The organism is Achromobacter sp. GbtcB20, from assembly GCF_019091095.1.
GTDB classification, from domain to species: Bacteria; Pseudomonadota; Gammaproteobacteria; order Burkholderiales; family Burkholderiaceae_B; genus Achromobacter; species Achromobacter mucicolens.
Map to the genome: position 1 here is coordinate 1 of NZ_JAGXJZ010000604.1, position 263 is coordinate 263.

Consider the following 263-nt stretch of genomic DNA (forward strand, 5'->3'; position numbering starts at 1 on the left):
GCCTACTGCACCTGGGAGTCGGACCGGATACCGGCACACTGGCCGGCCATCCTGTACCGCTATGACGGCGTGCTGGTGCCGTCCCGCTTCAATGCCGAGGTGTTCCGCGCCGGCGGCGTCACGGTGCCGTTGCACGTGGTGCCCCACATGCGCCGCCATGCGCACGACGACGTCACGCCGCAGGAGCGCGCCGACCTGCGGCGCCAGCTCGGCATCGGCGCCGACGCCTTTGTCTTCTACACGATCGGCGCCTGGATGCTGCG

General features: G+C 70.3%; 1 protein-coding gene. It reads left to right on the top strand.

Annotated elements, in window-relative coordinates:
• On the top strand, nucleotides 1-263 hold a 263-nt coding region (locus KVT32_RS30400; protein ID WP_217619465.1), incomplete at both ends, for a hypothetical protein.